Annotated in this window: 16 protein-coding genes; all 16 read right to left on the bottom strand. The window is 48.4% G+C overall.

Features of this window, described 5'->3' with window-relative positions; translation table 11 throughout:
• Positions 1-383: 383 nt before the first annotated feature.
• The 16 genes from ECHVI_RS08315 to ECHVI_RS08235 all read right to left on the bottom strand — a co-directional run bounded on the left by ECHVI_RS08315 (position 384) and on the right by ECHVI_RS08235 (position 22,146).
• On the bottom strand, positions 384-1,532 hold the full coding sequence (locus ECHVI_RS08315; RefSeq protein WP_015265524.1) for a glycoside hydrolase family protein: 1,149 nt from the start codon (positions 1,530-1,532) through the stop codon (positions 384-386).
• 207 nt (positions 1,533-1,739) lie between these two features.
• The gene (locus ECHVI_RS08310; RefSeq protein ID WP_245553457.1) at positions 1,740-2,837 is read right to left on the bottom strand and encodes a transporter substrate-binding domain-containing protein; all 1,098 of its coding nucleotides are present in this window, start codon (positions 2,835-2,837) and stop codon (positions 1,740-1,742) included.
• A gap of 210 nt (positions 2,838-3,047) precedes the next feature.
• Entirely contained in the window at positions 3,048-4,328 is a 1,281-nt protein-coding gene (locus ECHVI_RS08305) for a bile acid:sodium symporter family protein (RefSeq protein WP_015265522.1), read from the bottom strand.
• Between the two features lie 78 nt (positions 4,329-4,406).
• Positions 4,407-5,063 (bottom strand): aspartate/glutamate racemase family protein, encoded by a 657-nt coding sequence (locus tag ECHVI_RS08300; RefSeq protein WP_015265521.1) that lies wholly within the window; start codon positions 5,061-5,063, stop codon positions 4,407-4,409.
• Between the two features lie 109 nt (positions 5,064-5,172).
• Positions 5,173-6,564 carry a four-carbon acid sugar kinase family protein gene (locus tag ECHVI_RS08295; RefSeq protein ID WP_015265520.1) on the bottom strand — a complete coding sequence of 464 codons (1,392 nt, stop codon included), beginning with the start codon at positions 6,562-6,564 and terminating at the stop codon, positions 5,173-5,175.
• Positions 6,565-6,566: 2 nt separating this feature from the next.
• Positions 6,567-7,811 carry a ribulose-bisphosphate carboxylase large subunit family protein gene (locus ECHVI_RS08290; protein ID WP_015265519.1) on the bottom strand — a complete coding sequence of 415 codons (1,245 nt, stop codon included), beginning with the start codon at positions 7,809-7,811 and terminating at the stop codon, positions 6,567-6,569.
• 211 nt (positions 7,812-8,022) lie between these two features.
• A complete protein-coding gene (locus ECHVI_RS08285; RefSeq protein ID WP_015265518.1) occupies positions 8,023-9,060 on the bottom strand; it encodes a Gfo/Idh/MocA family protein in 1,038 nt (345 codons plus the stop codon).
• 237 nt (positions 9,061-9,297) lie between these two features.
• Positions 9,298-10,332 carry an L-rhamnose/proton symporter RhaT gene (locus ECHVI_RS08275; RefSeq protein ID WP_015265517.1) on the bottom strand — a complete coding sequence of 345 codons (1,035 nt, stop codon included), beginning with the start codon at positions 10,330-10,332 and terminating at the stop codon, positions 9,298-9,300.
• 95 nt (positions 10,333-10,427) lie between these two features.
• On the bottom strand, positions 10,428-11,282 hold the full coding sequence (locus ECHVI_RS08270) for an amidohydrolase family protein (protein ID WP_015265515.1): 855 nt from the start codon (positions 11,280-11,282) through the stop codon (positions 10,428-10,430).
• 48 nt (positions 11,283-11,330) lie between these two features.
• Positions 11,331-12,473 carry a CaiB/BaiF CoA transferase family protein gene (locus tag ECHVI_RS08265; protein WP_015265514.1) on the bottom strand — a complete coding sequence of 381 codons (1,143 nt, stop codon included), beginning with the start codon at positions 12,471-12,473 and terminating at the stop codon, positions 11,331-11,333.
• 39 nt (positions 12,474-12,512) lie between these two features.
• Positions 12,513-13,712, bottom strand: coding sequence for a CaiB/BaiF CoA transferase family protein (locus ECHVI_RS08260; protein WP_245553455.1), 1,200 nt, complete (start codon positions 13,710-13,712; stop codon positions 12,513-12,515).
• Positions 13,666-14,829 carry an ABC transporter substrate-binding protein gene (locus tag ECHVI_RS08255; RefSeq protein WP_015265512.1) on the bottom strand — a complete coding sequence of 388 codons (1,164 nt, stop codon included), beginning with the start codon at positions 14,827-14,829 and terminating at the stop codon, positions 13,666-13,668. Before ECHVI_RS08255 ends, ECHVI_RS08260 begins: the two co-directional genes overlap by 47 nt.
• A gap of 9 nt (positions 14,830-14,838) precedes the next feature.
• Positions 14,839-15,279: a MaoC/PaaZ C-terminal domain-containing protein gene (locus ECHVI_RS08250; protein WP_015265511.1), complete on the bottom strand. Its 441-nt coding sequence runs from the start codon at positions 15,277-15,279 to the stop codon at positions 14,839-14,841.
• Positions 15,280-15,774: 495 nt separating this feature from the next.
• A complete protein-coding gene (locus ECHVI_RS08245) occupies positions 15,775-16,647 on the bottom strand; it encodes a hypothetical protein (protein WP_015265510.1) in 873 nt (290 codons plus the stop codon).
• Positions 16,648-16,770: 123 nt separating this feature from the next.
• Entirely contained in the window at positions 16,771-19,623 is a 2,853-nt protein-coding gene (locus ECHVI_RS08240; RefSeq protein WP_015265509.1) for a glycoside hydrolase family 2 TIM barrel-domain containing protein, read from the bottom strand.
• Between the two features lie 327 nt (positions 19,624-19,950).
• Positions 19,951-22,146 carry an alpha-L-rhamnosidase-related protein gene (locus ECHVI_RS08235; protein WP_015265508.1) on the bottom strand — a complete coding sequence of 732 codons (2,196 nt, stop codon included), beginning with the start codon at positions 22,144-22,146 and terminating at the stop codon, positions 19,951-19,953.
• Positions 22,147-22,172 lie beyond the last annotated feature (26 nt).

Here is a 22,172-nt window from a genome sequence, read left to right as displayed (position 1 = left end):
TGTTTGGAGGTTGGAACGTTTGAAAGTGGTTTTGGGGATTGCAAATCCCCCTTATTGCTAGTTTCTGATTGCAAATCAGGAACAGCATCGTGCTCTCCGTGTACCGTGTCTTTATTCTTTGTTCTTTCCTCTTTCCTCTTTTCTCTTTCCTCTTGATACTTGATACTCACGACTCACTACTTTTTCTCCCCCTGAATCCCCCTAAAGGGGGACTGAGCGTAGCCCTAGGAAGCATTTCGGGGATTGCAAATCCCTCTTATTGCTAGTTTCTGGTTGCAAACCAGGAACAACATCGTGCTCTCCGATCTTTCCTCTTGATTCTTTGTTCTTTCCTCTTGATTCTTAATACTTGATAATCATGTCTCAAATCTAGCATCTCACTTCTATTCCCTTTCCAAAGGAAGAAAATCCAAGTCACTTGTGCCAAGGTCTTTTGAGGTAGCCACCGCAATGCCTCGCTGTTCATCTTTGTTGACCGCACAATAGAAATGGTAAACTACTCCATCGTGCTTAACCACAAAGGATTTGTGGGCAAAAAGATTATCATAGGGCTCTGAAGGGCTGATCAAATCGGCTCCTTCCCAATCCACCCAGTCCACTAAATTGTTGGAAACGGCAAATCGGTTAAAAGCTGTGGTATTTTCCCTGTCAGGCCAAAAAGCCCCAAAGTAAAACATCACGTACAATTCCCCCATCTGCTGGATATAGGCATCCCCAGAGATCCCCTTATGGTGATTGATCAGTGGAGCCTCTCCATATCGCTTCCAATTCACCATATCATCTGATACTGCCATGGCTATCCTTTCGGCACCCCGACCAGGATTAATGCTGTCGCCGCGGGCATTATAGTACATGACAAATGGGTGTCCGGTATATTCTTCCTCGTCCCTAATAATGGAGTTTTTGTACATGGTGCTGTTGTCCCACCATCTCGCGTCCTCATCATGCGGTGTCAACACCGGCTCTTTTAGCCGTTGCCATTCATGGGCGGTGGTGGGGGCTTGGTCTGTATAGGCCATACCGATGGACAACACACCGGCTTCATAGCCACGGGTATTGCCGCCAAAATAGCTCATCCAATGCTTGTCTTCATACGTGCCCCAGTGGTAACTTCCGCCCCATTCCATATCCTGAAGGGCAATATAACCTGCTTTTTGGTTCATGTCCCAGTCCGTGGTATCCGAAAAAGACATGATCTTTCCTTTGTCTTCCCAATGCAAAAGATCGTCACTTTCTGCCAGCCATGTCTCGTAACCGCGCCCCCCATAAATCAGGTACGTCATGTACCACTTGTCTCCTTCTCGGAAAATACTGGGACAGTCCATTTTCAGATCGTTGCTTGGCGGGATTTTTACCAAACCATATTTATGGGGCGTTTTGATTTCCTCATAGACCTGCTGCATCACCGATTCGGTTATCACCGGCTTGGATGCCGTAGCTTCTTCGGCGATTTTTTCATTTTTAGAAGAGCAGCTAAGACCTAGTCCTATCAATAAGGACCAGGCACATAGGTAGGTTATCGGTTGTTTCATATTGGCGTTTATTGAAATTGCCCAAAGCAGATTTCTCATTTTGTCCAATAAAATTACAAAACACCCTGTTTTTACCTTCCTGTGCTATCATGGTAGGCTGATGGTTGGAAGATTGTAAAATTGAAAGATTAGAAGATTGGAAAAGAATCGCTCTTCAGGAATTACAATTCTGAATCCATAAAAAAGGGGATTTGAAATCCCCTAAAACTACTCCCCACTGTTCACCCAGCGGTCGATGACTTTTTGGATTTCACCGGATTCTTTGAGTTTTAGAATTTCGATGTCCACCAATCTCTTCAAACTGGAAGCTTCATGAAATGCAAAACCATAATTCTGGGGAAGAATATTCTTTTTGCTAAGCACAAAATCATCTTCATCATGGCTTCTGTAGGTATACTCCAATGCAATGACATCGTACACCAAGGCATCCACATCCCCATTGGAAAGCTTCTCAAATCCCTCATGGATATCGGATACCGGAGCAGGCCTGCCACCGACAGTAGTGATGTTATCGATGATTTTTTCATTGTCGGGGACAGCTACTCTTTTTCCTTCCAAATGCAAAAGAGAGGTAATGGTTTCGTCCTCGCCTTTGATCTGGGAAATGGTCGTGGCGATGCCCGCCACAAACGAGGTCGCCGTAATCAGGGAAATGATCATCCAAATGCCGACAATGACCCTTCCAGAGAGCGTTTTAGGAGCAAAATCCCCATACCCTACAGTGGTCATGGTCACAATGGCCAGCCAGATACCATTTCCGATTCCACGGACGGTACCATTTTTCCCTTCTGGGGTAAGGGTTTTACGCTCGACCATCCACAGCAAGACCCCTACAATGGAAAGTAACAAAAAAAGCCCCAACACGCCGAACAAAAAGGTGGTGCTAAAGATCGGTTTTACGTAATCCCAAAAGCCCTGCTCGATCTTGGGTGCCAATATGGCCATCTCGGTTTCAAAAAACGGCTGAGAAAAAGTGACTTCAGCTGCACGATCAGAATTGATGGTAATCGGCCCCACCAAAACATCAATCGACTGGTTCTTAACGGCCTCCAGACCAGAAGACACCCCTTCGAAATGGGTCAGTTCGTAATCCAATTTTCCCTCAAATGCAATATCCCGCCAAAGGTCCACGGATATCCCATCACCCTCCGAATCCGGGATCACAAAAGGCTGGGAACCTGTAAATCCTACTTGGATAACGGAATCGCTTTCGGTCTGGGCAATGGTGCTCCCACAAAAGATTAAAAAACAAAAAGACAACAGGAAAATGCGGATCATTTGACTAAATTTTAGTGTAGAATTCATTTTTCAGTTTTAAAATTGTTCTGATGCACGTCTAAAGACATTAAGTGCTAAGGATATTAAAAAACGCTCACTAAAAAAACGTAAAAATTAACGAAATAAGCAACCTATCAACCAGTTATCTGTGATTCATCTCTCCCTGCAGCCAAAAAAATAAAAACTGTCCATCCATGAGACAGTAGAGGTGATTCAAACGAAAGATTACTGAAAAAATCAGTTATCCCTTTCATTGGCGGGTCTTTTTCGCCAATAATTGGCCAATATGGAGCCGGTGATATTCATCCATGGACTGAACACCGCCGGTGCCAAGCCCACTGTCCCCAGCTTGCCCATCGAGCCCGCCAGGCCAGAAGCCATGCCGCCATTTTGAAGTCCTACTTCCAAGGCCATTGCTCTTGCAGAAGGAATGTCCAAACCCAACAACCTGCTGAGCCAATAACCGAAGAAGTACCCCAACCCGTTATGGATGACCGCAACCAAAAACAAAAGCATGCCTACCTGGAGGAGATTGTCCCGACCTGCCGCCGTAGTCACGGTAGTAAAATACACAATGCCAAACATGGAAATATACGGCATTAACTTGTCCAACTTTTTGAATTGGCGGGTGCACAAGTGATAAGCCACTCCAAATACCACTGCGCCCATAAAAAAATTCATCAATTCCAAGGATTGCAGTGCAGCGGGAGAAAGACGACTTGCATAAAACTGCCAAAGCCCAAATGGCAAAAGCATCAAGTACCCCGCGCAGCTCACTGCCACCCCATAAATTCGGTTTTTCGTGTTCTTGTCTGCCTTCTTCAGGTAGTCATGGAGCAAGGCTGCGCCAATGGGAACGAGTACAATCTTGATAATATTGAACATCATGTCCAAAAACTTGATATCGATCAAGGTTCCCGCCAATGTCTTCATCCAAAAAGGCGTCATCAGTGGCGCCAGCATGGTCGCCATGGCCGTCACGGTCACTGAAAGAACCAAATTGGCCCTGGCCAAATACACCATCACGTTTGACGCCAAACCGCTGCTGCACGCCCCCATCAAGATGATCCCCGCGGCTATTTCAGGGTCAAAATCAAACAGATTGGTCAGCATAAAACCTACTAACGGCATGATGCTGAACTGGCTCAATAAGCCTACAACAACACCCTTTCCGGTGCTGGCCAAATTGGAAAAATCCTGTAAACTCATCTGGATGCCCATGCCAAACATCACCGCCTGTACGACAAATAATATCAGCCATTTGTTTCGCAAATCCACATCTCCCCACTGCAAAAAGGCGGTTGGGTAAATCATCCCGGCTACCACGGCGGTCATGATCCACGCCGTATACTGATACCCACCAAACCGCTTGGAAGCGCCAAGCCCCAACGAAAACACCACACTGCATGCTACGGCACTGATTTTCCAGACATCGGTAAATCCCATCGCCAAGGCAATACCAAAAACGATGAAGATGACAGGTGAACTGAATAAAAGAAACTTCCGAGTCCGCTGCATGGGTTAGGTTATGGGGGTTATAAGGGTAGAATGTTCTAAGGTGGTAAGGTTTGGAGGATTGGGATCAGGCTAAAGGTGCTACTTCATGCTCCGCGCCAAGTATTTCACCGATTCAGGCGGACTGGCCACGATGGGCACTTTTTTATCTGCTTCATCCAGCTTGTCCACTACCCTGGCCATAGAGGCTTGCGCCAAAAGGATGACATCTACTTCTTTGGCCAGCGCTTTCAGTGCTTCGGCAACCATTTCATCGTGCTGGTCAGGAGCTCCTCCCATCAAGGCCTCAAAAGCACCTTCGCAAAGCTTGGAGGTCAATTTAATATCTTTTCCCATCACGTCTGCCCTTCTTCTCACCAAGTCAGAAGTAGGTTCCAAGGTCGTCGGCAAAGTGGCTACCACTCCAATTCTCACCCCAGTCTGAACAGCCAAATCTGCCATGGGCTGATCTACCCGCAACACCGGAACTTGGGTCAAGTCGGCCGCGGCCTCTACCGCTGCCCCTATCGAGGAGCAGGTCACCATGATCTGATCGGCACCTGCCGCCTCGGCAGACCCCACATAATCCACCACTCTCCTGGCCGTATGGGGCGTTAACTTTCCTTTGCTGATCACGTCTTTGATCAAGCTGTCATCGACAATATTAAATACCTTTACATCTGGCAAATGTTCCTCGCAAAGGGCCTGGAAAATCGGCACCAATGTGGCAGATGTGTGTATGAGTCCTAATGTTTTCATGTTATTGAATTTTAAAATTGAAAGATTATCCAGTTGTCAAGGGGCATGCCCATGAAAAGAAGTGAGCGCTTGTCTCATTTCTAATACCTCGCTGTCCTAAATCACCTTTTCATCCGCCGACATTCCCCTCCATCACTTTTACGAAATAGTCTTCAGCTCCCACCTGGCCGCCTTTGAAGTTTACTTCCATACCATCGATCGGTGATGCTGGGGCATGGGCCACGCACAATGGTGCCCCCGGCACTAAAGGAGCAATCATCTCCACGGCTTCTATTCCGAGGACTCTCGCCACTTTGCTGGAAGTATCTCCCCCAGCGATCAGAAGTCTTTTATAGGGATATTTTTCAGCTACCTTGCGGGCAATCTCTCCTAAAGCTTGCCCAAAGAAGTCGGCCGTTTTGGCACTGACATCTTCGGGAGGAACACCTTGGTTGATCAGTATTTTACGGGTAACGGCCCTCCTCGAATCTTCCGCACCACAAGCGGTATGGACGATTACCGGTTTTCCCTTCTCCATTATTTCCAGCACTTCCTGAACATACTGTTGGACGGCTTTTGGACCTGACACCAGTTGCTCAGGATCTATCGCAACTTCCCCAAATCCATGGACGCGAGCATGGGTAATCTGCCCTTCTGTGATGGGGGAGCAACTTCCGGACAGCACCAACATGGGCCCTGCCTTGCCCGGCTTATCCCAAGTTATTTCCTTCGGAAGGAGTCCCTCGGCCTTCCAATAGGCCCCTAAGGCCATTTCTATCCCCGAGGATCCCACGGAAAAGTGGGGACGTTCGTTTGCTGCTCGGTCCATCAAACCGCCAATTGCGGACAATTGCCTAGAATACATGGCATCAAAAAGCACCGCCTTGGCTCCTGCCTCCAGTTCATGCTGCAACGCCTCTGCCAACACTTCACCGCCGGTCTCCACCGCTAACACATCCACTAACCCTACTTTTAGATCTGTCTGTTTGGCCAAATGCAGTCGAAGATCACTTTCATCGGCGGGGGTGGTCGGATGCTTGCTCATGGAAGGATGCCTGTCGAGACGATAGATTTTTCCTTGGCTGCCAATGCCCATGCGGGCAAACAAATTCCCAAACGCGCAATAGCGCCCAAGTTCAGGCGCTGCCACCAACAGCGAGGCATAAGGTACCTGAAATGCCTCCAGCCCCACCTCCAATGCCTTGCCGATATTGCCGATTTTTGGAGAAGAATCAAATGTGGAACAAACCTTATAATGTACTTGGCGGGCTCCCGACTGCTTCAAGGCCCCAAAAGCGTTTCTCAATTCATGTTCCATGGCTTCCGGAACCATCGACCGCGTCATCCCTGCCACCCCAATGGCCTGTACGCCTTCGTACTTGGCCAACTGTGCTGAAGTGGGGGGAGCGATAAACAGGACGGTTTTCACTCCTGCCTTACTCAAAAAATCAAGCGCATCGGATGAGCCTGTAAAATCATCGCCATAAAAAGCCAACAATAACGGGGATACTTTCTCACGCATTTTTACTTGCCAAATTTCTGTACAGATAACCCAAATTCCTCATACTTCTTGGCTGCTTCTTCGACAGAAAGCCCGTCCACCGCAGCCCTCCAAGCTTGTTGAAGTGCTTTAACACCCCCAGCGGGACCCGCTGGATGCGCCATGATGCCTCCACCAGCCATGTACAATAAATCGGTCGTCTCCGTACGACGGTAGGTTTCTGGTGCTTGGCCTCCCCATTGTCCTGAAGAAACGACCGGCAGCACCTGATAGCCTCCCAGCATAGGGGTCAAACATCCCGCTATTGACCGTACTACGGAATCATCCGATTCCCAAAATTTATTTTGAATGCCGTTTACATGGAGCTGATCCACACCGGCCAAACGCCAAAGCTTCTGATATGCCCTAAAATCGATGCCCAGCAGTGGATGCCGGTTGAGCATTCCCCAGCCATTTCTATGGGCATGAATGGCCAGCTCCCTTCGGTCACAAATGCGCTTTACGCCTGCCATCCCGACGCTGTTGATGCTCATCATCGCACAGGTACCGCCATGCTTCACCACCGTGTCGTAATGTTCGTGCATGCGGTCCATTTCATCGGAGATGTTAAAAGCATACATCACTTTTTTGCCTGATTTATCAGCATGGGCATTGATCACCCTCATGATGGCCTCTACCCGTTTGTCAAAGGGTGAATTGGCCGCCGACCCCATCAATTCATCGTCTTTGATAAAATCAATTCCAGCCTCCACCAAAGTCTTCACCAAGGCCGCGGTCTCTTCGGGACGCATGCCGATGCTTGGCTTAATGATCGTCCCGATCAATGGTCTCCCCGCTTCCACTCCGGTCAACTCCCGACAACCCTTGATCCCAAAAGCAGGGCCAGCAAAGTGCTGTGCAAAAGAGGCCGGCACCTCCAAGTCCATCAGCTTCAGCCCTGTAAACTGGGTAATTTCGTATAAGTTGCCCTGTAGGGTTGATATCATGGTGGGCAAGTTATAGCCAAAGTTTTCGATGGACCAAGAAACGGAAATCATCGCCCGATGGTACTTTCCATGAGAAGACACTGCCCCGGGGATAGCCGGCTGACTGACGGTTTCCAGTTTTTCGATGGATTCTACCCGGGCAGCAAAACGCTGCTTCAGCTCGGCCGTCTCGCCAGGTACCGCCACAAACGTTCCTGAGGATTGCTCCCCTGCCAATACCGCTGCTGCTGATTCCACCTCAAAAGGTGTTTCGATGTAATATGTTGCTGAAATTCTTTCCATAAAATGAAGGCGGGATTAGGGATAAGGTCGGTGATAAAAAAAGTAAGACGGGAGAAATCCCCCCATCCTACTTAAAAACCTAATAAAACCCTATTAACACAAATGTAATTAAGACACTTTATATCAGCATCCTGAACTTACCTGCTTGTGCGGGATTGAAATATTTTGACATTTGGAAATTGGCATGCGTTAGTCTCCAAGTGTACCCGTATCACTGGTCGATAGTAGGCAACACCACCCCGCCCTGCTCACTGGACTGATGGGCGGCCTCCACACAAGCCATGGTGTAAATGCAGTCTTCCACACTGTTGTCGGGAAGATATGCCGGGTTTTCCAGTGCTTTTTTCATCTCGGTCATGGAGCCTATAAAAGCATGAGGAAACCACGTTCCCGCTATTTCTACTTCCTTCCATTCGGCCTCCTTCCCTTCCGCTGCAATGATATATTCAAATTTGTCAGCAGTTCCTTGGGGATAATTTTTTAACAGCCCCATTTCAATCATGATCGCCCCTTTGGTGCCTTCAATCTTCACGTAAGACTGTTGGTGTTTTAGCCCAAATGCATGCGCATGATTGGTGAGAATATTGGCTCCTTTCAGTGCTCCATAGTCCATGATGATATTGGTCTTCACCGAGGCCAGTTGTGTCATTTTGGGGTGCTTGATGGTCTTGGCATATACTTTTTCAGGATTGCCGAAAAAGGAGCGAACAAGGTCCACATAATGAATGCTGTGGTACAAAATCTCCACTCGTGAAGCCGTAAAAAGAAAATCCCACAGGTGCCAAGGGGTATAAACGTTGATTTTGACCTCTATATCACATACCTCGCCAATGTGGCCCGCTTGGATGATTTCGCGGGCCTTTTGGATGTAAGGCGCATAGCGCATCTGAAAATTGACCCCTGCCTTCAGCTTTTTCTTTCTGCACAGGGCCAAAATGGCTTTGGCAGCCTCCAAATCTTCCCCCATCGGCTTCTGGATCAGGACCACGGCTCCATCAGGTAGCTTCTCCAACACCTCTAACACGGCACTCCCGGGCACTGCCACATCAAAAACCGTATCCTCTGTGGCATGGGCTGTCAACTCATCCAGAGAGCCAAAAACACGCGGAATCCCAAACGCAGTAGCAAGGCTAATAGCATTTTCTTCGTCAAGGTCATAGACACCTTCCACCTCAAAACCGGCTATTTTGTAGGCCGGCAAATGGGCGTCCTTCACGATTCCGCCCGCTCCGATTTGTAGTATTTTCATATCATTGATTTATCGCTTGCTGCGCCTCCAAAAAACGGCGAAAGTATCGGCCAAACTTCACATTCCCTCCAGACCTACCCCTTCCGGTATAAAGGCTTTACGAATTCACATTCATTTCTTAAGGTTATCAACAATTTTTGATATTCCATATTTTTAACCCGAAATGCTGCTAACATAACCGCATTTTCAGCTAAACACCTTAATTCTATCGTGACCTGCACGCCATCGCGTAACTTCTTAGGCCCCGATAGCATTCCCTACTGTCAAGGCCAAAACTGCCGCCAGTAAAACGGCCAAGGCCAGTACTAGCGCATAAACCGTTTTCCCCTTTGCGTGCGTCCATTCCTTCATGGCCAACCCGGCCACCGTGCTGAACATCACCAACATGATCATGTGTACGGCCCAACTGGTAAATTTATAATCCCCCATGCGAACGTGTCCTAGCCCATAAAAGAAAAACTGTGAGTACCACATCATTCCTGTCATGATGGCCAGCAAGTAATTTTTGGTCAGGGGAGCCTTTGCCTTGCGGGTAAATTCCCTGAATGTCCTTTGCTTCCGGTGCAGGTAAAGGCAATAAAAAAGGGTCACCAAAAATGCTCCGGTATTGGAAAAAATATAGACCACGTTGCTTTGGAAATCGCCAGCACCGTATTTCACGGCCACATCCGCAATGGGCTGCCCCTGATCAATCGAAAAGCCATACAATGCCGAAAGCACGCCCGCCAAAATGCATAACGGAAGGCCTTTGGATACGGAAAAGCTGGACTGGGCACCAATTTCAAGCTTTGCCAAATCCAGTTCCTTGTACCTTCCTGCCAAGCCACACAAAGCGATGCCCAACACTCCCAACACCATGCCGGTCACAATCCAGCCGGATCCTTCTTGCTGTAAAACAGCCGCCAATTCTCCTTTTACCAAAGGAGGCAACAGCGTCCCTACCACACAGGAAATACCGATCGATATGGCATAGGTCAGCGAAAATCCGATATAACGGATGGCTATTCCAAAAGCAGTCCCGCCTACTCCATAGGCCATGCCCAATCCAAAAGCCTTCCACATCGCATCCTTGGGGGCCTCATCCAATACTTTCATCAGTTCCGGAATCGTCAACCAAGCCCCGATAATGGGCAATAAAAACCAACAGAAAAAGGCTTGTGCCAGCCAATAAGTTTGCCAAGACCAACTGACCACTTTTTTCTGCGGGGTATAACAAAGTGCTGCAAAGGAAGCCCCGACAGCATGAAACATTACTCCACCGATGACACTCATGTTAGGTTATTTTAGTTTTAAGGTTAGCATGATGCTGGGATTACAAATCCCGAACAGTTTCAGCACTCTATCTTCTTTTCTCTCTCCTTGTTTTTTCATTGGATACCGTAAAATGCTAAGGCATTATCATACAGCACCTTTCCCTGTTCCTTTTCGTATAAAAGCGTGTCCAACACTTCACGGTATCGCTTCCAAGAGTATTCATAGCTCCCCGCCAAGAGCGATACGGGCCAATCTCCGCCGCAAAAACAGCGATGCATTCCAAACGTATCCAAGGCAAATTCGACATAAGGCAAAATATCATACCTTCCCCATTCGAATGGTTTTCCAGTGGTGGTTCCCATCCCTGAAATCTTCACATGAAACATCGGATGTTCAGCAGCCTCCCGCATTTTGTTGCCCCATGCGCCGAAGTGAAGCCCTTCCTGTATGGGGGGCTGGTTGAGATGATCGAAGACCATCTTCAGCTCGGGCACTTTCTCGGCCACCTTCAATGCAGTATCGATGTGTGCTGGCAATACCCCCACCAGGTCATAGGTGAGGTGATGATCTGCCAACAGCTGTAAACTTTCCAGCACGGCCGGTTGAAGCAGCCACTTTGGGTCGGGCTCGTCATGGATCAAGTGGCGTACTCCCTTGAAATAGCCATTGCTAAGATAACGATCCTCCAAGGCCCTTGCGGTGGCTGAAGGATCCATCAGCGGTAACCAGCCCACCACTCCCTTGATCCAGTCATGGGCAGCGGCATTTTCCAGCATCCAATTGGTGTCTTCAAAATTGTTTGCCGCCTGCACCAATATCCCTTCTGAAACGCCTGCCGCTTCTCGCTTATCCTCCAGATCTTTCAACTGGTAAGGTTGCTTCAGGATAGAAGTATCGTTTTCCAGCCAAGCATACTCCGCCTTTTCAAAATCCCAAATGTGAATATGTGTATCTATGATCTTCATCATTACTTGCTATTCGTTATTTTTTCCTACTGAAATGCTTGGTCATTTGCCTTACAGGCCAAACTCCCGGGCAAGCGCATCATTGTGCTCTCCCAAAAAGGGGGCGCCGCGTCCCGGCAATATCCGCTCGCCATTTACCCGAATAGGACAGCGGGTGGTCCTGATGCGATCGCCATTTGTGGTCCTGACCTCCATCTCCATTTCCAATACTTGGTACCCCTCTTCTTCCATCATCGCTTCCATGTCCAACACCTTTGCACACCAAATGTCCGCTGGCTCTAATATATCCAGCCAGTGTTGGGTGGTATTGTTTGCCAAATGTGCTGCCAAGACGGCCTTGATTTCATCCCTACGGTCAAACCAACCTTTGGGGTCATCAAAAACCGCCAGCTCTTCGCACGCCAATAAATCGCCTAACGTGACAATATTTCCCATTGCCAAGGCCAAAAAACCGTCCTTTGTCTCATAAACTCCGTAGGGAGCAGCAATATAACAATGCCCATGATTGACCTTACTTCGCTGGGGGAGCTCTTCTCCGTCGTTCAAAAAGGTGGTGAATACTTCAAACTGAAAATCCATGGCGGATTCCAGCATGCTCACTTGTACCAAACTGCCCCGCCCGGTATCTTCCTTCCGGTACAGTGCAGCCAAAATCCCTTGTGCCAATTGGGTGCCTGCCAATAAATCCACCACCGATATCCCCATGGGTGTGGGGGCTTTGTACTCCTCCCCATTGAGAAAAGTTAAGCCTGTCAGGGATTGGAGTAATAGGTCCTGGCCCGGCAAATCTGCCCAAGGGCCATCTTGGCCATAACCGCTGATTTCCGCATAGATGATCTGTGGAAACCTGGCTTTTACCTCATCATATGAAAAACCCAATCGCGCCATCACTCCCGGCCGAAAATTATGCATCACCACATCCGCCGCGCCAATCAACTTCCAAATGGCTTCCTGATCGGCCTTTTCCTTTAAATCGGCCGTAAAACTCTCCTTGTTCCGGTTTATGGTATGAAAAATGGTGGATTCCTCTGCAATCTCTACCGCTGAAACATAGAGCTGTCGGCAGATATCCCCTGTCTTTGGTTTCTCTACCTTGATCACTCGCGCCCCAAAATCGGCCAACCTCAAACTTGCAGAGGGTCCTGACAAAAATTGGGAGAAATCGACGATGGTTATTCCTTCTAGCAATGGCATGGGTACTTAGTGAGTGAATGATAGATTAATAGCAAATGATCAATTAAATTCCTGCTTAATGGAGGCGGTATGTTCGCCCAATGTCGGCGCCGGCCTATCACTGAGGAGCACTTCTCCGTCGATCCGGATCGGGCAGCGGTTGGTTTTGATGGACTGTCCATTGGTGAGTTTTATGATCTGCTCAAGGTTGCTTTGTCGGTAACCTTGGGTTGCTTTAAGCTGCTTCCAATCTTTCACATCCATGGCCCATAGGCCTTTTTCACGAAGCTTGGCGAGCCAATGATCCGTAGTCGCTGATTTCAGGAAATCGGCCAACACCTGCTTGATCGCATCACGATGGGTAAACACCATCGACTGATCAAACCTTTCCAATTCCCCACAGCCCAATGCTTCCCGGAGAGGTGCTATAGGAATCATCGCTATGGCCAAATGGCTATCCTTGGTAGCGTAAATCCCGTACGGTGCTCCCAGCAGCGGATGAGCACTGTTCACCGCAGATCGAAGGGGCCGCTTTCCACTGGCAAAATAAGTCGTCAACACTTCAAACTGCATGTCCAGCAGCGATTCCAACAAGCTCAATGATATCCGGCTTCCTTTCCCGGTCCGCTTTCGATGGACCAAAGCCGCTAAAATCCCCTGCACTGCTTGGGCTCCACAAAGCATGTCCCCAATGGCCAATCCAAAAGGCATCGGCCCATCTTTCTGATTGCCACTGGCAAACATCAAACCGCTCATGGCCTGTAGCAAAAGGTCTTGCCCCGGCTTACGTGCCCACGGCCCCTCTGCTCCATAACCGCTGATTTCAGCATAGACAAGCCCTGCATTGAGGGCTTTTACAGCTTCATAGCCCAGCCCCAACTTCTCCATGACCCCTGGGCGAAAGTTATGCATGAGCACATCGGCTTTTCCGATGAGTCGCTTGATTTCGGCAAGTTCATGCTCGGATTTGAGGTTAGCGGTATAGCTTTCTTTATTTCTGTTAATGGTATGGAAAAGCAGGGAATCGTTTTCCACCCACCTGTTTTTGATGGGTAAAATTCGACAAAGATCCCCCTTGCCCGGGTTTTCAATTTTGATGACCCTCGCGCCTAGGTCTGCTAGCCTTAAGCCTGCGGAAGGACCGGATAAGTACTGGCAAAATTCCAACACGATCACCCCTTCCAACGGTAAGCTTTTAGTGGTGCTTTTTGACTCAGGATTCATGGGCAACGGTTCGCTGGGAGATCTGATAGATTTCATTGACACGGTCGAGGACGGCCTCCGGGCTTCCTGACCCCATCATGTATTCCCGGATCGGGTCTCCGGCATGATCCTGAAAATGCAGGTAGCCATGATACCGCGGTCGCATGTACGAAGCATCTAAAGTCTCCAGGGTGCTTTTAAAATAGTGATGCGTGACGGCATTGGCCTGCTCACTCAGCCAAGCTTTACGATGGCCGGGCTGGCCGCCGTTGAGTACATATTCGGTAGCTTGGTACCTTTCTGACATGATCATTTGCGCAAACAGTAATGCTTCCTTCTTATGCTCACTAAAAGCAGAAACGGCCAATCCTGTCCCCCCTATCGTACTTCTTAATTTTTTGCCGGGGGCAAAATCCACTAAATTGCCATAGGTCAACAAATGGTCGCTGTAACCATCCCGAGCATAATTCGAATATCCGTAAGCAAACGGGCAGTACCAATAGTCATCTCCCATGGACATGTACTCCGCCACCCGAATGGGGTTGGCGTCAAACAGCTTCCTGTCCAATAAACTGTAAAAGGCCTTCATCGTCTCCAGGGCTTTTAACCCGGTGGATTTATCGATGACCTCCTCCGTACTTAAAAAAGGCTCTCGGCCATGGGCTTGGCAAAACATGTAGAAGTTCATCAGCAAATCAATGGGAATGGCAGGGGCAGCTACTTTTCCTTGCTTGGCCAAAGCCATTACTTCTTCCCACCTCCTTGGAACGGCCACCGCATGTTGATCCAACAAGTCTTTTCTAAAACTGGGCACCGGCGTGGCCGCATCAATGGCCAAAGCCCACTGGTGGCCACCATAATGGTAGCTCTGATGGGAACGGCCTACGTGGTTTTCAGCCTGATTTGCAAGAAACTGTTCCGGTAAATGCTCGTCCAATGCCAACACGCAATTTGTTGCGGCAGCACAGCCTACCCATGGATGGTCAATGATGAGCAGATCGTAAGTTTCAGTGAGTTTTTCAATGGGGTAATCAGCAAACTCCTGTAGGGTCCGCTGTCGCCATTGCACTTCAATATCGGGATAAAGCTGGTTGAACCGCTGGGCAAATGCCTGCAAGGGAGAAATCCCTCTGCTATGCCCCCAGGTCATGCCTTTTAAAATCTTCTTTTCCATGATGTAGGTTTATTGTTTCTTTTCGGTCAATAAAATATGCTCGCAAAGCATCACCAACTCATCTTTCTGGTTAAACACCTCTACCAACTCCGTCACTAAGCCATACGCGGGCCTTTTATGGTCTTTTTTATCCTTTATGGATACTTTTACCCTTATGGTATCCCCAATAAATACGGGTTTGGTAAAGCGGAGTCGTTCATAGCCATAGGTCATGGCCACCTCATTGATCACCTGAGCAGTCATCCCTACCGCCACGGAAAAGATCAAAGTTCCGTGGGCAATCCGCTCTTTGAAAGGCTGGGTCTTGCACCATTCTGCGTCCATATGATGCGGAAAAAAGTCTCCCGTTTGCCCCGCATGCATCACTATATCCGTTTCTGTAATGGTACGCCCTAGCGTTTCCCTCGTCTCTTCCAGCTCGAATTCTTCGTAATACTTCTTTATAAACATGATCGGTTATTGGTTTATAGCCATTTTCTCTGTGGTCAATAGGTAATCGTCGGCCGCTGCACTTAACGGTCGCATCTGAGATTAAAGTTACGTTCCTCCATACAAAAACCTTCCTGTGGTATCATGGGGATCAGTCTAGCAATATGAAATATGGGAAAGTCAAAGATGGTGGAACCTCAGGAGATATTGATCGCTGAGGATCTGAAAATTAGCGGGGTATACTATTGAAAAAATCTGGTCATGTGCACATGAAAGAAGAAAGCCAAATACCTAACCACTGCGAGTCCTCTCATTGCTTACCTGCCTTGTAGACGTATTGCCCAAAACCTTAAACCCGGCACCTGAAAATTCAGGGCAAACGCATTTTAAAATGTCAGCATAGCACTTTGGGCGAGCGGTACGGATGATCACTGTCTTTTACAAAGATCGCTCCCACCCCAAAATAAGTTCATGCGTTTGCCCTGCTGAATACTTGCGGAAAGTACGCTATGGTTTTTATCCTTCCCGCTTCAATGCTTCCTCCCAACATGCCGCCGCCAACTCCTTGTAAAGTAAGGCTTGCTGCCATCGGTCCCCTTCTTCTTGGGTGACTCCTTGGGAATTTCTGAACGTCCTGGCATAGAAAATATCCGCTTGGAGCAGCTCCACCGCAAAACAGATGTAGTCACCGGTATCAGCAGATCGTAAAAAGCCCTGAAAAGCCCGCGTCCACATTTCCTTGAAATGATCCACATAGGATTGACCTTGGCCGTCGCCCACATCCACTTGGATATTGCCGGGGTTGCCTATCCTTCCGTGCATAAACCGAACCCGGTCAAACACTGGCTGGATAAACTCCCATTTATTTTCGATTCCTCCATAAACCATTTCCTGACCAGTGTACCAGTGGGAAAAGTCCCCGTTAAAACGGATCTCTGGAAATCGCTTGGTCAGCTCCACTGTCCGCCACATGTCTTGGGTGATCGTAGCCCGATGGGTTTCGATATAGATGGGCAAATCATATTTTACCGAGCTGTTAAGTACATATTCCACCAATCGGTTCACCTCATCGTCACTTTCCATACCCCAGCCTACGTGGAGGGTGGCACAATTATAACCACCGTCTTTCCACTTGGGCAGCAGGGCATCCAAGTCCCCCACTTGGTTCATCCTTGCATGGGCCGTCAGTGCCAAACCTAGTGCTTTGCACAAGGCCGGATCTCCATCTTGAATTCCTCCAAAACCTGCTTCGCTGATGGCTGCATGCTTTTCCTGATCATCCCCTTTTGGCCCTGAGGAAAAGGGGGGTAAATCATTGCATCCACCATAATTCATGTCCACCCTGAGGTATGGGGCTTTATCCGTTCCGTCGTTGGTGTTTTTGATCATATCATTGGATAATTAAAAGATTTTAAAATTGTCGGGCGTCCCTCTGTCTCTGACACAGGACGCTGGCCTTACGAAGTCCCTAATCCCGATAGTCATCGGGACAGGACTCCTTAACGCCGGGGATCAATGAGCCTTAAATTTAAAGTAAACCCGGCCTTCCTTCTTACCGCTTACATGCTGTGGCTGGGAAGAAGGACCAACCAAGTCAGTGGCATTCACCTTGTTTCTCACCCCAGGAATGACATCGAAAACAGCCAGCCCTGTCTGAGGCAAGGTGTACAAAAGTGCGTCGCGGCCATCGCGGGGAGTATATACACCCAGGTAATTGTCAGGTCGGTCATTGGCCATGTAGATTTTACCTTCCTCGGTTTCAAATGCTGCCCAATGCCAGTCATGGAAATAGCCTTTAAACTCCGGATAAGTAAAGGATTCCCCGGGAATAGGGTCATTATAGTCATTTCCCCAAATATCCAAAGTGGTCCCGTGAATACGGTTTTGCCACGAACGATAAGGGCCTTCTCCCAACCAGCGAATGGCTTTTACCTTCTCCTCAGGATAATCAAAACTTACCCCCATCAATTCCACCACGCCATTATACCTATACGTATAATCGAGCTGCACCAATCCTCCTGGCTGAATAGTCCAAACCACTTCTTCCAAAGGACCAAAATAACTGGCCTTTACCGTTACCTGCCCGTCTTTCTCCTCTGCGGTAATTGCCCTTAGCTCTTGCTCTAAATCCAGTGCTTTGTAAATCCTGTCCATTCCTTTTTCGAAATCAGGATCTACTGTCCCATCCAAGGTTCTATCACCTCTTCTGGCCGCCACAAAACGAGGGCCTCCGCCGAAGGAAATCGTGCTTCCCCCTTCTTTTACCGCCACGATTTGTCCATTTTCTTTGCTGAACGTCACCTTCAAATCTCCTGATGACACCACATAATCGGATTGCTGCTCTTCCAGCTCCACCGATCCATTGCCTGCCTGCAGGTACTGCGTGGGCTGCTCCCATGTGAAGTGCCAAGTCCATAGCTCCTTGCCCGATGGATCCTTGGCGGTCAGATAAAGGACATCTGCTGCCTCCCAATCGGCCGGCAAGGGAAGGGTGATTTCACCTGACTCGTGCGGAGCCACATCCGGGCCATTCAGTTCACCGGACTTGATGACCTTGTGGCCACTTTCTCCTGTCTCGGGACCATAAAATGCCCCCAAGGACCACTCAAAAGTACAGGCATCCAAATTGGTGAAATCATACCTGTTTTCCACTGGAAAGGTGCCGTCAAAATCAGGCGACAATTCATCCTCCTGCATGACCATCACGGGAGACCAAACCTCCTTGATGGTGAAGAAACTTCCTTCCTTTTCATGATGAGGCCCGACGATGCCATCGGCACCATAATTTCCTTGATTATCGATACGGCCATCCTGATCGGTGCGGGCGATGCCCTCATCGGCAAATACCCACAAGAAACCTCCACCACTTCTTGGGTGGGTGCGCATCAATTCCCAATAATCGTACAAACCTGCTCCATGGCCTCCATCATACAAGCCATGTAAAAACTCGGTCGGCATAAAGATATAGTCTCCTCTAAAGTATTCTTCTGTCTCACCATAAGAGCGATAATGCATGGTTTCCACCCCATTGAGCAGCTGCTGGGGATGAAGGACGGGGCGGTTTTGGGGATCCCACTTCGCAAATTCATCGTCCAATTCCGTATTCCATCCACCTTCGTTGCCATTGTCCCAAAAAATCACGCTGGGGTGGTTTACATCGCGGGTCACCAAGGACTCCACCAGCTCCATGCCGATGGCTTCGTCATAGTGGCCGTGCCAGCCTCCCAGCTCATGAAGCACATACAGCCCCAGTTCATCACAGGCATCCAAAAATTCCGGATCAGAAGGATAGTGCGAAAGGCGCACCGCATTCATGTTCATTTCTTTGATCAGCTTGGCATCAGCATAATTCAATTCCTTGTTCAAGGTCCTGCCGGATTCGGGCCAGAAGCTATGCTTGTTTACCCCTTTCATCAGCACCCGCTGGCCGTTAATGTATATGCCGTCACTTTCTTTCAACTCGATGGTACGAAAGCCAAATCGGTCGTCGACCTGATGAACCAACTCATCTCCATCATATAGCGAAAATTGGATGTGATATAAACTTGGTGTCTCAGCAGTCCAAAGATCCACTCCCTCAAAAGCACTTTCCAGCACGACCTTGTCACCTCCAGCGGTAATGGATTGCTCCATGGGCTGTCCCAAAGACTGTCCTTCCTCATCCTTGACGGTCGCCACCACCTTCATGTCATCTGCGCTCGCATGGCCCAAAAACACCTCGGCCCTGAATTGGCCATTGGCCTGCGCATCAATGGCCGTGCGGTCAATGAATTTGGCCGGGAAGGCCTCAAGGAACACCGGTCGGAATATCCCGCCAAAGTTCCAGTAATCGGCCCGTCGCTCGGCCAGGTTGACACTGGCATTGGAAGACTCTTTGCTTACCGTCACCTCCAGGAGGTTTTCCTTCCCGTATTTCAGCAGGTCGGTGATGTCATACTTAAAACGGTAAAAAGCTCCCTGATGCTTATCTCCTGCCGAGCGGCCATTGACCCGTACTTCGGTGTCGGTCATGGAACCATCAAAAACGATTCTCACCAATTTATTTTCCCATGCTTTGGGCACTTCAAAGGTGTATTTGTATTGGCCCACTTCATCGGCAATCCCATCTGGAAAGGGCTTGCCATAAAACTTTATCCCATATTGGTACTTCCCAAAGCCTTCTTGCTCCCACACAGAAGGCACGCTGATGGTGCTCCACTCACCACTCTTGCGGCCGCCGGAAATTTTGAATTCCCATTCTTTGGTGTCTTGATAGCCTTTACCGGAGAGGTACTGTATTTCTGTTTCCTGTGCCTTTACTCCCCACACCACAAAAACAGATGCCAACCCCAAAAACAGCCTATTGATACGTTTTGATCTGATCATTTTATATTGATTCTTTTTATTTCATTTTTTTTCCTTCGCCTCTAATCCTCGTTTGTAACGAGGATTCCACAAACCAGGCATTTGTAATGCCCCTACAGCCCTTCTCTCCCTACTTCACCGCTGCCTATAACCTCGTTTGTAACGAGGGGCAACACTAATCAGTTTGTAACGAAAATTCCACGAGCAAGAGGCTGTCTCATAAATAAATAATCCGTCATCACGAACGGAGTGAAGTGATCTCAATGTGCTTTCATTTCACGTATGACGAGATTGCTTCTTACGATATCCATCGGAATCGCAATGACGAGGACTTATGAGACAACCTCCCTACTTCAGCGCCTTATACTTCACCACATACTCCTTCCCTGCTCCCAAGGCCAACTCATATTCGTCACCGCCCAAGGCCTTAATTTCTCCTTGGTCAGTACGGGGCTTGGACTTACTTTTGAATATCAGGACACCCTCTCCTTCATCGGAAGAAACCTTGATCTCCTTGGTGGAGCAATACACCGAAACATCTCCGTTGGGTGTCGGCACCTTTCCTTCCATCCAGTCCAACCCACCCAATTCAGGACGAATTTCATAGGTCTCATATCCAGCTGACAGGGGTTTTACGCCCAAGTAATATTTCCCAAAGAGATAAACAGGACTGGCTCCCCAAGCATGGCAAAGACTTTTGCCGTAAGGTCGCCCATACATGGACAAATGCTCTGTTCCGGATTCATTGGGATCATATTTTTCCCAAAAGGAAGTTGCGCCCAAGTCCAACATCCCGCCCCAATAATCACGAATTTCATCAAGCACAAATGCTTGCTCGCCCATCGCACAGAGGGCTTCCAGTTCATAAAAACGCATATAGGGCGTCGTGATTTTTTGTACCTCATCGTTCAGCAGCACGGAATGTTTGACGGCCTCTTTTTGATCATCTGAGAAGTAATCAAAGAATATCCCGAACATGTTCGCATACCTCGTCACATTGTCGAGCACTTTACCATCGACACGCTGGTGCATGATGGCTTCGCGGTCTTCAGACCAAAACACCTCAAACAATTTTTCCTTCATCTCATCAGCCAGCTTTTGGTAGGTGGCATGTCCTTCGTGATCACCCGCTATTTCAGCACTCACGGCCATGGCTTCCAAACTCCTCGCCAACAGCATCTGCTCAAAACTCACCTCTCCCTGTTTGCTCAAGCCATCGGCCCAGTCAATAAAGATCCAATCTCCCGGCAGCCCTTCCATCATGCCATGCTCGTTTCTCCTGCCCAAGCAAAAATCCATCATGCTGACCATCCGGGGGTAAAAGTTTTTGATAAATTCCTCATCACCTGAATACAGGTAATAATCATAAATGCCCACAAACCAGTAAAAGGAATAATCCATAATGGTATTCATGTGGCTGGACACCGGCTCCTTACCCCGCAAGGCCAGCAGCGTTCTCCGCACAGAGGCATTGTCAAAGAACAAGTAATAGTTCATCAAGTAGCTTTGGTAGGCATCGCCGGACCAGATCCAGCGGTCCCGTTTGATCCCATCCAAGAAAAATTCGCGGGTATTGAGGTGCATGGTATAGGCCGAAACATCCCAAATTTCGTTCAGCAGTTCATCGGAAGAATTCCACTCTCCACGGTATTCTACCGGCAAGTATTCATATAACATCGAAACCGAATCATAGCTTACCCCAGGATCATGCTGCACCTGTACGTACCGAAAAGCCTTGGAGTTCTGGACCGTGTAATCCTCTGCTTGACTGCCATCGAAGCTCAGGTAATCCAAGGTCTCGCAATAAGCGCTATCCAACGCCTCCTCCTCAGATTCTCCATAATAAATATTGACATTCCCTTCTCCCTTCAGGCCATGAAACTGAATATATCCAAACGTCTCTTTTCCAAAATCAATCAACTGCCCCTCACCGGCAGGCTGTACCGCCGCTGCAAATTGGGGCGTAGTGGCTAAGCTAAATTCAGAAGGCAAATCCTCTGGTGTGTTAAAATCCCAAGTTCCTACAGCCTCCCAGTTGGTACCGGATTGGTCAGAAGCTTTGCCGGACTCATCAATCCATTCCTTGTCTTCAAAGGTCACCTTCCAGCTATCATCGGTCACCAAATAATCCCCTTCGATAAACACCGCAGGAACACGTTCTTGATTATAGACTTTAACGACAATGCTGTGATCGCCCGGAGGAATGGTAATTTTTCTGGATGATCCATGCTGCTGCTTGCCGTCAATCTGGAGCTTAAACTGCCCCTCAGTATAGATAGCGATTTCATCTTCGGCAGGAAGGGTAAATTCTTTCCTGAATGTCACCAGTGCATACGGACTGTAATACCGCCACAGGGGTGGTAAAAAAGCACCTCGCTCGGTCCTTCTGGCCTGCATTTTATTGCTTAACCAGATTTCATAATCTCCCGGATACCAAATCCAGGTGGCCGATGGCTCATTTTCATTTTCCTGCGCCCACGTTTCCTTTGGAGCGACGAGGAGTATAAAAAGTAATAGAAGGGGAATATATTTTTGGGTTTCCATTGAAGGTTTATTGTTTATGATACCAA

The organism is Echinicola vietnamensis DSM 17526 (assembly GCF_000325705.1).
GTDB lineage: Bacteria > Bacteroidota > Bacteroidia > Cytophagales > Cyclobacteriaceae > Echinicola > Echinicola vietnamensis.
Note: the sequence above shows the minus strand (reverse complement) of the source record. Positions and strands in the feature narration are given on the sequence as shown.

Excerpts from the sequence above, each read along its gene's own strand:
- ECHVI_RS08250 (WP_015265511.1), bottom strand. The coding sequence starts at position 15,279 with ATGTTTATAAAGAAGTATTACGAAGAATTCGAGCTGGAAGAGACGAGG.
- ECHVI_RS08300 (WP_015265521.1), bottom strand. The coding sequence starts at position 5,063 with ATGAAAACATTAGGACTCATACACACATCTGCCACATTGGTGCCGATT.
- ECHVI_RS08260 (WP_245553455.1), bottom strand. The coding sequence starts at position 13,712 with ATGAAATCTATCAGATCTCCCAGCGAACCGTTGCCCATGAATCCTGAG.
- ECHVI_RS08265 (WP_015265514.1), bottom strand. The coding sequence starts at position 12,473 with ATGCCATTGCTAGAAGGAATAACCATCGTCGATTTCTCCCAATTTTTG.
- ECHVI_RS08275 (WP_015265517.1), bottom strand. The coding sequence starts at position 10,332 with ATGAGTGTCATCGGTGGAGTAATGTTTCATGCTGTCGGGGCTTCCTTT.
- ECHVI_RS08235 (WP_015265508.1), bottom strand. The coding sequence starts at position 22,146 with ATGGAAACCCAAAAATATATTCCCCTTCTATTACTTTTTATACTCCTC.
- ECHVI_RS08315 (WP_015265524.1), bottom strand. The coding sequence starts at position 1,532 with ATGAAACAACCGATAACCTACCTATGTGCCTGGTCCTTATTGATAGGA.
- ECHVI_RS08245 (WP_015265510.1), bottom strand. The coding sequence starts at position 16,647 with ATGATCAAAAACACCAACGACGGAACGGATAAAGCCCCATACCTCAGG.
- ECHVI_RS08270 (WP_015265515.1), bottom strand. The coding sequence starts at position 11,282 with ATGATGAAGATCATAGATACACATATTCACATTTGGGATTTTGAAAAG.
- ECHVI_RS08305 (WP_015265522.1), bottom strand. The coding sequence starts at position 4,328 with ATGCAGCGGACTCGGAAGTTTCTTTTATTCAGTTCACCTGTCATCTTC.
- ECHVI_RS08285 (WP_015265518.1), bottom strand. The coding sequence starts at position 9,060 with ATGAAAATACTACAAATCGGAGCGGGCGGAATCGTGAAGGACGCCCAT.
- ECHVI_RS08295 (WP_015265520.1), bottom strand. The coding sequence starts at position 6,564 with ATGCGTGAGAAAGTATCCCCGTTATTGTTGGCTTTTTATGGCGATGAT.
- ECHVI_RS08240 (WP_015265509.1), bottom strand. The coding sequence starts at position 19,623 with ATGATCAGATCAAAACGTATCAATAGGCTGTTTTTGGGGTTGGCATCT.
- ECHVI_RS08255 (WP_015265512.1), bottom strand. The coding sequence starts at position 14,829 with ATGGAAAAGAAGATTTTAAAAGGCATGACCTGGGGGCATAGCAGAGGG.
- ECHVI_RS08290 (WP_015265519.1), bottom strand. The coding sequence starts at position 7,811 with ATGGAAAGAATTTCAGCAACATATTACATCGAAACACCTTTTGAGGTG.
- ECHVI_RS08310 (WP_245553457.1), bottom strand. The coding sequence starts at position 2,837 with ATGAATTCTACACTAAAATTTAGTCAAATGATCCGCATTTTCCTGTTG.